General features: G+C 49.8%; 14 protein-coding genes. 5 read left to right on the top strand and 9 right to left on the bottom strand.

Going from position 1 to position 11337, the window contains the following annotated elements:
* Positions 1 to 161 precede the first annotated feature (161 nt).
* From JI735_RS25860 to JI735_RS25870, 3 genes are all read left to right on the top strand, one after another.
* On the top strand, positions 162 to 701 hold the full coding sequence (locus tag JI735_RS25860; protein WP_051051766.1) for an SH3 domain-containing protein: 540 nt from the start codon (positions 162 to 164) through the stop codon (positions 699 to 701).
* 17 nt (positions 702 to 718) lie between these two features.
* A complete protein-coding gene (locus JI735_RS25865; RefSeq protein WP_039835435.1) occupies positions 719 to 1459 on the top strand; it encodes a hypothetical protein in 741 nt (246 codons plus the stop codon).
* Between the two features lie 451 nt (positions 1460 to 1910).
* Positions 1911 to 2312: a hypothetical protein gene (locus JI735_RS25870; RefSeq protein WP_233476067.1), complete on the top strand. Its 402-nt coding sequence runs from the start codon at positions 1911 to 1913 to the stop codon at positions 2310 to 2312.
* Positions 2313 to 2441: 129 nt separating this feature from the next.
* Here the strand turns inward: JI735_RS25870 and JI735_RS25875 are convergent, their stop codons facing one another.
* From JI735_RS25875 to JI735_RS25910, 8 genes are all read right to left on the bottom strand, one after another.
* Positions 2442 to 3473 carry a hypothetical protein gene (locus JI735_RS25875; RefSeq protein ID WP_039835437.1) on the bottom strand — a complete coding sequence of 344 codons (1032 nt, stop codon included), beginning with the start codon at positions 3471 to 3473 and terminating at the stop codon, positions 2442 to 2444.
* Between the two features lie 65 nt (positions 3474 to 3538).
* The gene (locus JI735_RS25880; RefSeq protein WP_202676572.1) at positions 3539 to 4477 is read right to left on the bottom strand and encodes a sensor histidine kinase; all 939 of its coding nucleotides are present in this window, start codon (positions 4475 to 4477) and stop codon (positions 3539 to 3541) included.
* A gap of 132 nt (positions 4478 to 4609) precedes the next feature.
* Positions 4610 to 4753, bottom strand: a complete 144-nt coding sequence (locus JI735_RS25885) for a hypothetical protein (RefSeq protein WP_202676573.1) — start codon at positions 4751 to 4753, stop codon at positions 4610 to 4612.
* A 2-nt stretch (positions 4754 to 4755) separates the two neighbouring features.
* Positions 4756 to 5073: a hypothetical protein gene (locus JI735_RS25890; RefSeq protein ID WP_202676574.1), complete on the bottom strand. Its 318-nt coding sequence runs from the start codon at positions 5071 to 5073 to the stop codon at positions 4756 to 4758.
* The gene (locus tag JI735_RS25895) at positions 5042 to 5740 is read right to left on the bottom strand and encodes a response regulator transcription factor (protein WP_202676575.1); all 699 of its coding nucleotides are present in this window, start codon (positions 5738 to 5740) and stop codon (positions 5042 to 5044) included. The genes JI735_RS25890 and JI735_RS25895 overlap by 32 nt, the downstream gene beginning before the upstream one ends.
* 30 nt (positions 5741 to 5770) lie before the next feature.
* Positions 5771 to 7195 carry a serine hydrolase domain-containing protein gene (locus tag JI735_RS25900; protein WP_202676576.1) on the bottom strand — a complete coding sequence of 475 codons (1425 nt, stop codon included), beginning with the start codon at positions 7193 to 7195 and terminating at the stop codon, positions 5771 to 5773.
* On the bottom strand, positions 7135 to 7833 hold the full coding sequence (locus JI735_RS37050; RefSeq protein ID WP_202676577.1) for a serine hydrolase domain-containing protein: 699 nt from the start codon (positions 7831 to 7833) through the stop codon (positions 7135 to 7137). The genes JI735_RS25900 and JI735_RS37050 overlap by 61 nt, the downstream gene beginning before the upstream one ends.
* Positions 7834 to 7953: 120 nt before the next feature.
* Positions 7954 to 8463, bottom strand: coding sequence for a GNAT family N-acetyltransferase (locus JI735_RS25910; protein WP_039835445.1), 510 nt, complete (start codon positions 8461 to 8463; stop codon positions 7954 to 7956).
* 180 nt (positions 8464 to 8643) lie between these two features.
* Here JI735_RS25910 and xerS point away from each other — a divergent pair, with 180 nt between their 5' ends.
* Positions 8644 to 9726, top strand: a complete 1083-nt coding sequence (gene xerS / locus JI735_RS25915) for a tyrosine recombinase XerS (protein ID WP_039835446.1) — start codon at positions 8644 to 8646, stop codon at positions 9724 to 9726.
* A 32-nt stretch (positions 9727 to 9758) separates the two neighbouring features.
* Complete coding sequence (locus JI735_RS25920; RefSeq protein WP_039835447.1) at positions 9759 to 10628, top strand: pentapeptide repeat-containing protein; 870 nt, start codon at positions 9759 to 9761, stop codon at positions 10626 to 10628.
* A gap of 172 nt (positions 10629 to 10800) precedes the next feature.
* Here the strand turns inward: JI735_RS25920 and mobB are convergent, their stop codons facing one another.
* Positions 10801 to 11337: a molybdopterin-guanine dinucleotide biosynthesis protein B gene (gene mobB / locus JI735_RS25925; RefSeq protein ID WP_039835451.1), complete on the bottom strand. Its 537-nt coding sequence runs from the start codon at positions 11335 to 11337 to the stop codon at positions 10801 to 10803.

Raw genomic sequence — 11337 nt, forward strand, 5'->3', positions numbered from 1 at the left:
CTTAGCCATTTAGCACCGCCATTTCGGAGCTGGATTCGGTAATTTTCCGCAAAATAAAGTTATATTTTTAAATAATTTTATTTAAAGTCAAATTATTACATATTACTTGATTTGGTTTTGATAGTATATACTTATACATAATTTGGTGGAGGTAATAAATTGTGGTAAAACACAGAGGAATCTGGAGCAAATGTTTAGTTGCTTTAGTTGTCTTGATTGTTGTGTATGATGTTAAAACGTCTGGACTCAATGTACGAAGTGGTCCTGGAACATCTTATCCAATCATTGCTCAGGTAAGCATGGGAACTGATCTTGTTAATTATACTCCTAACGGAGGTGGTACTCCGCCGATCTCCGCAGATAATCAAGAATGGTTAAGAAATTACTATCCTAATCCAAGTATTGGGTATTACGCGAATGCTGCTCTCGGTTGGTCTGCTTATTATAATACAGTAGGACCAACAGTGTTCAATTACAGTGACGCATATGTTGCCAAAACCAGCCGAGTTACCATCATGTACAGCTCTTCATGTACCAATTTATCTGGAGCTATTAAGGGGTTCAGCGCTAATTATTATTTGCAAAACTTTGATCCAGAATTAAAGGCTGATACGTGTAATCCAAATGCATGGAGATTGAGAGATTACCAAGGCAATATGGAGTCAGGCTATGTTAATGGATGGGATTTGAAAGCCGAATAAAAAAGGAGGCAACCTTCATGAAAAATAAAAAATTAGCAGCTCTTATAACTGTTCCTTTAGTAATAGTAGTAGTTGTAGCCACGGGATATTTTTATCCTAGTACACCAAATGTGGTAAGTGCACAAAGTGTAGTCACCGCTGCTGCAGATAAAGCGGCCAGCAGCAGTAAAATTGAATATATAAAAGTAACCTCATCAGACGGATCTTACACCGTACGAATCCGTGATCGAGAAAGCCTTACAGAAGTTACCGAAGAGTATCGGAATAACAAACTCCAAAGTAAAATCATTATCGAAGATAAAGGGAAAAAGATCACTTCCATTGGTCGGGATATTGAGACTGGCAAACTGGTGGGGAGAACCTGGACCATGCCAGAGAACTTATCTGCTGAAAATGAAAAATTACTTGGAATTTCATTACTTGAAAAACAAAAAGAAGAACTCCATAGTCAAAACTGGAATATTGTTGAGTCCAACTCTCGTTCCTCCTCTGCTGAATCTGATCTCACACAAGCAGTCTCAGAAGATAAGTTGCATAAGGAAGTGGTAACTATTGATAAAGAAACTGGTCTCCCTATCAAAAGAGAGATTTTCGAAAAAGATATACGCGGTAACATTATCGGCAGTTCCTCTTCAATAGAAGAGTATAAATATCTCGACTCCAACCCAAACGAAATCCACAGCTTAACTTCGGGTGAAGCAGTTGAAATGCAAGAAGTGCCAGCCCCTGTTATTGAGGATAGAGTTCTTGGAGGATAATAAAACCATTGTATAGATGGATCGAATTCGTGCTGGAGCACACATAATCGTTGTGAAAAGACTACTTTATTATTGAAGTATCTGATGTAGGTATGTATCCATGTAGGCCGTACAGGTTAACATCACATCGCGGTTATTCGTGGAGATGGAGTAAGTCATCCCTTGTAGCAACCAGTCCATCCTTAGGTGGTACCAGCCACGCTCAAGTTCATATGTTGCCAGTTGGCAGCAGAGAAGAGTATATCGGCGCAATGAGCTGGAAGAATGGTAGTATGAATGATTCTCCAATACTTCGGCTGCGTTCGCTCGACAAAGGTCTACATAGTTATTATTATGTTAACTATTATATTGAATGTTGATTATCGGATGTTGAGAATCATGGATATCCAGACAGAATTCTTGACGTTTTTTTGCTATAATAAGGTAATTGTATGGTTGGGAGGTATGTTGATTGAAAGAAGATAATCACCAAAAAGAGGTAAGTTATGAGGAAATCATAAAAAGCCCAGATCCGAATATGGCAGGTCTCCCCCACTCCCCCCATGGTATAACGCCGGAAAATATCGTCTGGCACAAAGAAACCATGAGCGTCGACAGTCTTCATGAAGCATATGAATGGACTACAAGCGGTCCACTTTTGGAAATTCGTTACCTTTATTCCGGCTATCAGACGACCGACTGGATGCTGGCTCATGTTCTTGCCTTTGAACTCACCCGGCTGAATACGATTTCTGTTCCCCAGTTCCTTGTCCATGCGGATTATGATCTCAACAGTGAAGGCATACTCTACAAAATCTGGGTGACGCCGCTGTCCCCACTGCCCGCACATAGCGACGGCGAAAAGCCTGAATAACCCCTTCATTGATGGGTTTATTCAGGCTTAAGTGATTTTCCGGCCTAACTAATGTTAACTTCCCGTAAGTGTCTCATACAAATGTTTCACATAAGTTTACATAATATTCATTACGTAACTAGATTAATATCAATCAATATTGGCTACCTTCCATTCGCCTTGCTTGTTGCGCAGCAAATAGATTCCATAGTTCTGATCCGCCTGGTAGCCTTCATCCGTCATGAACTGATAGCGCACATTAAAGGTTGCCCGCTGCGTGCCTTCCGCAGCAATTCCCTCATACGTCAACTCTGTAAAACGGTAGACTGTTGAATTCTCAACGAAAAACAGCAAATACTCCCCGATTTCGGGTGAATGCATCGTGCTCAGAAACTTCTCTTTGTCATGCGCCACAATAGCTTCGAGACAGTTCATTACCTCCTTCAGCATCTGCCGGTTCTCTTTGCTCTTCCCGACATCGGGCTCCTGAACAAAAACCCCGGCCACCAGCGGCGGCTGCTTCTTCATGTACTGCACTTCTCTCAGGACATTCACGAACAGAGGCAAAAGCTCTTTCCGCTGCTCTGCAGTGGTTCGGATTTCTGCCTGGTAGACTTGTTTTTGGGCTTGGATTTTGAACACGTCCACCCTGCTGTTACCATCGGAATAGCCGCCCTGGTATTCCTTATACTGTTGCAGGACAGCATCGCTGCCGGCTATTTCTGGCTTGTCCTTCCCGGCTTGGGCGGACTCGTCCTCATTTGACACACGAAATGATATCCAATTTTCTTTGTCGCTGGTCCCCCATGCGGTTCGGCCGTTCTGTTCAAAACGGCTCATATTCTCCGGCATAAAAACGGCCAGCGGCAAGCTCTGGTCGGCAGAATATTTCGCCTGCAGCTCCGTGCCTGTAACCAGATATGACCGCCCGCTCCCATCGTATTCAGGGACTTCACCCTGGATCAACGCAACAGACTTTGCAGCAGGCAAAGGGGAGGATTCAGCAGTAGGCGAAGCTGCCGGGGCTGCAGTTGTTGGCGCAGCGGCGGGGACCGTTGCCGGCTGTGCCGGACTGCTTTTTGCTCCCGGAACGTTAGAATCTGTGATGTTGCTGCAGCCTGCACTAATGGCGGCCATTGCAGATAAACAACCAATCCAGACGATTTTTTGGATATGGGGCATGATCAATCACCTCTAAGTACAGACGCTGGAAAACTCTACAAGTTGCACTTTTTTTCATGCCGCTGTTATTTCTCCATAAAAAGCTCGATCATCATTCCGAGGCGTTCTCCTTCAATCTGCGCGTCCAGCCTGCCGCCATGCAGCCTGATAATCTCCGCAGCAATGGACAGGCCTAAGCCTGCACCTTCACCAGTCCGCGACGAATCCCCTTTGTAGAACCGATCAAACAGCCTGTTCAGCTCCCCGCTCTCCATCGTTTGGGCCGGTGTGCTCCACAATTCCAGCTGCAGCAGACATTGACGGCGGTTCTCCGCCACCGGTTCCCGGAGGCGGATGGTAAGCTCCGTATCTGCACGGCTGTATTTGAAGGCGTTGGAGAGCAGATTTTCCAGCACCCGGACGAAAAGGTCAGCGTCAATCTCCACATGCACCGACTGATCCGGCAGCAGCAGAACCGTCTCAATACGCCTGTCCTTGCTTTGGGGATGATACCCCTCCACAACCTGGCGCAGCAGCTCCTGCATGTTCACCCTGCTCTTGTTCAACACCGCGGGCTTCCATTTCAGCTGCGAAATTTCAAAAAACTCGTCAATCAGCTTCTTTAAGTAACCTGTCCGCTCCTCCAGAACCTCAATGTACCGCTCCTTTTCCGGCTCATTGTCATACGATTTTTCTTTGAGCAGACTGAGAAAGCCCATGATGGAAGTTAGCGGCGTGCGCAGATCATGGGAAATATTGAGCAGAAAATCCTTCTCCTTGCTCCGGCTTGCTACAATTTGTTCCGCCATATCATTCAGCGCTGCAGCCATTGTAGAAAGCTCGTTGTTGTATTTTAGCGGAATGCGGGCCTCAAAGTCTGTTGCGTAAAGCGCATGCGTGCCCCGTTCGAGAGTACGCATATACCGGATTCTCCCCCGGACACCAAGATAAAAAAGCAGCAGAAACACAACAACACCCAGCGCAGATACGGGATTCTCAGTATAAGTAATCGTGCTTGCAGCCACCAGATATAGCCCGTTCCCCAGCTTCCGGGTTTCCTGCAGTTTTGTGCCGGAGCTGTTGTTATAACTGATGTTGATGCCTTCTTGGGGTGTAAAAAATGATATTGTAGACCTGCTCCTCCTCCGGATTGCCGATCACGAAACCACCAGCTTCCGGCGCAGGGGGATATTCTGTGGCTGAATGCAGCGCCTTGCCCCCGGCAATGAATCCCCGGAGCGGACAATGACAACATTTGAATTGGCTTGCAGCAGTTCCCCCTGCTCGTTTACCACAGACACGACTACTTCCTCTGCCGCCCTAAAGCTTTTGCTGTAGCCGGGGGAAACTTCTCCCGCAGCTCCTGCTCCAGCTGACGGGGAATAACGGCCTCGTCTGCCCGGGCATCCAGCCAGGCCGCGAGCGGGTTGCCAACCTTCTCCCGGTAGTTCATAATCCGTTCCGCATCGGTCTGCACCGGATAAAATAACGCCGAGCCTTTCAGAAAATGAGCTGTTAATGAAACTGCGGCCAGCGTGGCAGCCAGCGACAGAATAAAAATCAGGACCAGCTCCCCGACCAGTCCTGTTTTAAACTTCTTTGTCCACTTTATAACCAACACCCCAAACCGTTCTGATGTACTTGGAATTTTTGACGGTATCACCCAGCTTTTCCCGCAGATTGCGGATATGGGTAAGCACGGTGTTGTCGCTCTCCAGATAGGCATCCTCCCAAACGAGCTCATAAATATCGCGTGAGGTAAACACCCGGCCCTTGTTCCTGGCCAGCAGCAGCAATATTCCATATTCTTTGGGCGTCATGTTGATCTCCACACCATTTTTGGACACGGCATGTTCCTCCGGCAACAGCGTAATATCCTTAATCTGCAGCTCCCCCGGAGCTGCAGCCGGCTGTTCAGCGGCTGCCGGCCTGCGTTTTAGGATCGCCGAAATCCGTAAAGAAAGCTCCGTCAGATCAAAGGGCTTCGTCACATAATCATCGCAACCGGCAATGAATCCCCTGATTTTATCCTCCTGCTGATCCTTGGCAGTCAGGAAAATCACCGGAACCTGCGAGATTTCCCGAATCCGGCTGATCAGATCAAAACCATTCATGGCCGGCATCATAATATCCAGCAAAATGAGCTGAAATGCCTCCGTCCGAATGTGGTCCAGCGCCGTCACCCCATCATAGCAGGACGTAATGCTGTACCCTTCCCGTTCAAGAAATATGGATAAAAAGTCCACAATCGTCCGGTCGTCATCTACAATTAAAATCCGGGCGCACATCTCGGCCAGCCGCCTTTCTTCCCTGTCTCTCTAAACAAAGAGCAGCAGCTTCATCAGATACATGTAGAGGATCGCGCTGGCTCCGGCCAGTCCCAATCCCAGAATGACTGCTGCGTCATAGAGATGCAGTTTTTTGCTTCGCCCATATTTTACCGTAAATCCCGCCGAGCACGCTATGCCTGCTGCGATCCCCGCTGCAAGAATGTTGGCTGCAAGCAGCCAATGGCCCTGTACCGCACGGCTTTCAGAGAAAACGCCGAGCAGAGTGACTGCTGCCGCGCCAAGAATAAGCGGAGCGATAAGATAGGCAGGAAGCCTGTGCCGCAGACGCATTCGCTCCGCTCCCGTTTTTTTGCGTCTGCAAATGGCAATCACTCCGGCTATAAGGCCCAGCAATGCACCGGCCAGCGCTATTTTCCAAGCCAGTCCTCCGGCCCCTGCTTCCCAAGAATCCAGCTTAACAAACGCCTGGTAGGGTACTGTAGTGTCGAGCACGAGATATTTGCTGCCGCTCTCCCCTTCTTTAAGCACAAGATATTTATTGACCTTTGGATTGTAGAAAATTTGCTTGCCAATCTGTGTGTATTGCCCGTTCAGCTCCTCACCCGCGGATTTCAGGGTAACCTCCCCTTGCGCACTGACGGTCACTCCGGGTGTCATCATCCGGTACCGCAGCTTGGAAACTCCCGGACCCAGTCCTTCGCTGATCACCATGGCATATGTACCGGCATAGGATTGAATGCTTGCAGCGGGTTCCGGTGCCTCCCCGGTCGATGTGGCCAGCGGCTGATCCATACTTACTCCGAAAAAGGAGTAGAACTGTTCCTCAAAGGCATCCCGCAGGGTTCCGCCGTCTCCCTCGTATTGGGAGTTGCAGCCGATGAAAAACCCGATTCCTTTGGAGGGCATGATCGATACCAGGCTGGAAAAAGCCTCTGTATCTCCGGGATGAACCAGAATGGCGGGGTTTTTATAGTTTTGAAAAAAGCCGTAGGCATAACCGGCCATAAAGGGATGCGCGGAATATTGCGGCGAGTGCATCTGCTTAGCGGTATCTTGTTGTAAAATCGCGCTTTCCCCTTGCCCTCCACCCTGCAGATGGGCCAAAACAAACTTGCCCATATCGTCAGCGGTTGACCAGATGGAGCCGGCGGGATAGGTCAGAACCTCCCCCTGCTTCATTTTGACAAACCCTTTATCGTAAGAATATCCCTGGGCCAATTGCTGGTGCAAACGCTCCGGCGTAAGATAGGACAAGCTGTTGTCCATATGCAGAGGAGCAAAAATATGCTGGCGGATATACTCATCGTAAGACAGGCCGCTTGCTCTTTCCACAATATATCCGGCGAGTGTAAATCCTTCATTGCTATACTGCACCGCATCTCCCGGTGCCCTCACCAGCAGCGGCAGCAGCTTCTGCAGGGTCTGCTCAAGCGGAACCCGCTGCACCGGCACCGTGTCCGACCAGGCACCTTCGCGTTGTTCGGCATTGCCGAACCCCCCGTATTCGTCAGCAAACGTTTCATGGTCAGCGGAGTTTTGTAAGGGTTGGCCACTTGCAGCGAATCTGGCAAATAGCGGTTCACATCCGCATCCAGGTCCAGTTTTCCCTGCTCCGCCAGCTGCAAGGCAGCTGTAGCCGTAAAAACTTTGGACACCGAAGCGATGCTGAAGCGGGTCTTGTACGGGTCTACCGGAACCTTGGCCTCCACATCCGCATATCCGTAGCCCTTCTCCAGCAGGATTGCACCATCCTTGACCACCGCCAAAGTTACGCCCGGCACATGGTACTTGTCCATCGCTGTCTTCATAAATTCATCGGTCTGCTGCTCCAACCGCTCACGTTCCCGCATAGCGGCTGCTTCTTCGTGCTTCTCCGGCGGGGTGTCCGCTGCGTGCGGCAGCGACCGCACCTCCTTTGGCGGTAGCTTCGCTGCCTGCACCACCGTTTGCTCCGGCTGTACCTTCACCGCTTGTGCCTGTGCAGGCTCTGGCTGCATCGCCGCCGCTTGCGCAGATATTGGCTGCATCGCCGCCGCTTGCGCCACAATCGCCACCGCCAGCCCCATTTTCATCCATTGTCTCATTCTCATGCTCCCACTCCTGTCTCTTTCAACGCCTTATGGGTTCATGATACAACAGCAATATGGAGAAAAAAGCGGCATAAATCTAAAGAAAAAATAAAGCTCCGTCCCTGATTCAACTGGATCTTTTTATTTATTCACTCTGTTAATACTTGATGTGCTGAAATATTGACTGGGATTGCCTTGCTTGGGATTAAAGCGTTCTTTGAATTCTCCGCCCGTATACGCACCAATGACCCGGTGCCAAAAATTGCGTGCAGGGGTGTTGGCCCGAATCTGCGAAACTTTCCAGTCGCCGGGGAACATATCGAACAGCCGGTGAGCCGCCCATGTGCCTACTCCGCTGCGGCGGTATTTTTGCATCACAAAAAACTCGGTCATATAGAATTGTCCCTCTGAACTGCGAAGCAGCCTGTCCACCAGCGCAAATCCGGCAATATTATCGTCCACGGTAAACAAATAGGCGAATTTATTAGTACCGCTGTTCCAGTAAGCCTCCAAACCGGGATAGGCCGGAAAGGCGCCGTCACGGTCCACCTCAAGCTCCAGATAGCGGGTAAAGTCATATAAATAAAACTGCATCAGCCTGCTGATGATATGGCGCTGCTCTTTGGGAACCAGCTCGATTCCAAGTTCCATTAGGTCACCTCTTGGATTCACTTTTATTACACATTCTATAACTTTGCCACTTCAGGAGCAAGGCAACCCTGTATGCCACTGTGAAATCCGGCCAAAAGCCATGAAACATGATAAAATAGGAAGCAGCAAGGAAGGCAACTCCGCAGATGATCAGCAACCATAAGGCAGGTGAACAAGTTTTTGAGTATTCAAAAAAACAGCGACCGTAAGCTTTTAGACGAAAAAGTGCTGCTCATGCCCTGGTTCGTACAGCAGTTCATTGACTTCAAACGGCCAGACCTCTCCCCCTCTACTCTGCTGGAGTACATCCGCGATTATGAATCGTTCTTCGGCTGGCTTCGTGCCGAGGGTCTTACCCAGGCCGCCAGTCTGGCGGAGATTACTTTACTGGATCTGGAGACGCTGCATATGGACAGCATTGTCGGTTACCGCCTGCACCTGACCACCCGTGCTGAGGGAACCAATACCAGAGTTACGGTCTCCCGCAAGCTTTCGGCACTTAGTTCATTATTCCACTATTTAAGCCAGATTGCTGAAGACGAGAATTTCTATCCTTTGCTCAAACGCAACATCATGGCCAAGGTGGAGATCAAACGCATTCACAAGCCCAAGGATACAGCGGCCAAGCTCAAAGGCAAAATTCTGGAAGACGAGGAGCTGCTGGAGTTCGTAGGATACATTTACGATGGATATGGGCGGGATGTTGAAGCGAACAAGCAGGCCTACTACTCCTTCCAGCTTAACCGTGAACGCGACGCCTGCATTGCCAGCCTCATTCTGAACTCCGGCCTGCGTGTCTCAGAAGTGGTCAATCTGAACGTGGATGATCTGGATGTGAACAATAAGCTGCTGTATGTTTACCGCAAGGGGAATAACGATGAAACGTTCAAAACCCCGGTCTACTTCAGGGAACAAGCCAAGGATGACCTCTCGCTCTATCTGAGCCTGCGGCAGTCCCGCTACAAAACGCCCAAGAAAGAAAAAGCGCTGTTCATTGCACTGCCGAACGGCAGCCATGAAGGCAAACGGATGACCAAGCGGGCGATTCAGGAGATGATTATCAAATACGCCAAGCGGTTCGGCAAGCCCTATCTTACCGTGCATAAGCTGCGCCACTCTTTTGCTACAGACTATTATCTGCAAAATGATATCTACAAAACGAAGGAACAGCTCGGACACGCCTCAACTGAAACTACCGAAGTCTATGCGCATCTTACAGACAAAACGATGTCTGAGGCGATTGAGCGGCGTCTGGAGAACTGATCCCCTTATCCTGAAAGGAGTTATTGTCCTAAATGTCTTACCCCCAAGAATTGCTGTCTGCTTCACTTGATCAAAACCACATTCATTTACAGTCGAATTGTGAAAGCTGCTTTGGCCTATGCTGTGCCGCATTGCCCTTTGCCGTATCTTCAGACTTTGCCATCGATAAAAATGCCGGCCAGCCTTGTCCTAACCTGCGGAATGACTTCCGCTGCGGGATTCATACGGGTCTGAGAGCCAAGGGCTTCAGGGGTTGTACTGTGTATGAATGCTTTGGTGCAGGGCCTAAGGTTTCCCATATTACCTTCAACGGCAGGGACTGGCGCGAGGCTCCGGAAACCGCTGCTTCAATGTTCGAGGTCTTCCCGGTGATGCGTCATCTTCATGAACTGCTGTGTTATCTGACCGAGGCACTGCTGCTGCCGGCTACCCAGCCGATTCACAGCCAGCTCTATTCCGCCCTTGAGCAGACAGAGCGGCTCACCCTGCTGCCGGCTGAAGCCCTGCTCAAGGTGGACGTCCATGCTGCCCGTGCAGAGATCAATGAACTGCTGCTGCGGACCAGCGAGCTGGCACGCGAAGCTGCACGGCGTCAGCTGCACAATGCGCCCAAACGCCCCAAAGTCTATCGGGGCGCCGACCTGATCGGCGCCAAGCTCAAAAAGGCAGATCTGCGCTGTGTCAGTCTGCGTGGAGCTTATCTGATTGCTGCAGACCTCAGCGGAGCAGATCTGAGGGGAGCCGATCTGATCGGGGCTGATTTCCGCGACACCAATCTTTGCGGCGCTGACCTTAGAGGCACCTTGTTTCTGACCCAATCGCAGCTTAATGCGGCGAAGGGCGATGCTTCAACCAGGCTTCCCGATAGATTTGTACATCCTGAGCACTGGATGATGGTGTAGAAGCACCGCCGCAATTGCTGCTCTTCGTTCCCGGAAGCCCATACAGCAGCAGAACAGCGGCTCCGCACTCCTTCAACTGGTGAGCGGGGCCGCTGTTCTTTGAGACGGGGGTTATAGTAAAGTAACTTTAACGGGAGTTGTTACACTCTGGAAGTTCAAAATTGTGAATTTTTCATATACTGAAATTTTGAAAGTAAGATCGTTGCTGCCACAAAAGGTTGGCTATTTCCAGGCTATCGTTAACAGCAAACCGGTGAATGCCCGGGACCTCCGGCAATTCCATTCCCCGTATGGAGTCCCAGACGGCCATTGCGACTATATTGCTTGCCTCTCCCAGCAGCGGGATATCCTCTTCACGGCGGAGCAGGACGATTTTGGGGTAAGGTTCCTGTTTGAAGCCCTCTACCAGTACATAATCATAGCCGGCAAAAGCTTCAATCAGCTCCGCCAGACTGCTTGTCCGTTCCTGAATCACCGACGTCCGGGCAGCGCTGGTGATGGCAACCGCTGAAGCCCCGGCCTGCCGCTGCTTCCAGGTATCCGTTCCCTCATGGTCCATCTCAAAATCATGGCCGTCATGCTTGATGACCGCTACTGTGCAGCCTTTTTTACGCAACAGCGGAATCAATTCGCAGAGCAGGGTCGTTTTGCCGCTGTTTTTATAACCCACGATCTGGCACACGGCAGGTCTGCTGCTCCCTTTTTTCAA

Source organism: Paenibacillus sonchi, assembly GCF_016772475.1.
In the GTDB taxonomy this organism is placed as follows: domain Bacteria; phylum Bacillota; class Bacilli; order Paenibacillales; family Paenibacillaceae; genus Paenibacillus_AQ; species Paenibacillus_AQ sonchi.

Coding starts and splice junctions, on each gene's coding strand:
- JI735_RS25865 (WP_039835435.1), top strand. CDS start 719: ATGAAAAATAAAAAATTAGCAGCTCTTATAACTGTTCCTTTAGTAATA.
- JI735_RS25875 (WP_039835437.1), bottom strand. CDS start 3,473: ATGCCCCATATCCAAAAAATCGTCTGGATTGGTTGTTTATCTGCAATG.
- JI735_RS25895 (WP_202676575.1), bottom strand. CDS start 5,740: ATGTGCGCCCGGATTTTAATTGTAGATGACGACCGGACGATTGTGGAC.
- JI735_RS37050 (WP_202676577.1), bottom strand. CDS start 7,833: ATGAGAATGAGACAATGGATGAAAATGGGGCTGGCGGTGGCGATTGTG.
- JI735_RS25910 (WP_039835445.1), bottom strand. CDS start 8,463: ATGGAACTTGGAATCGAGCTGGTTCCCAAAGAGCAGCGCCATATCATC.
- JI735_RS25920 (WP_039835447.1), top strand. CDS start 9,759: ATGTCTTACCCCCAAGAATTGCTGTCTGCTTCACTTGATCAAAACCAC.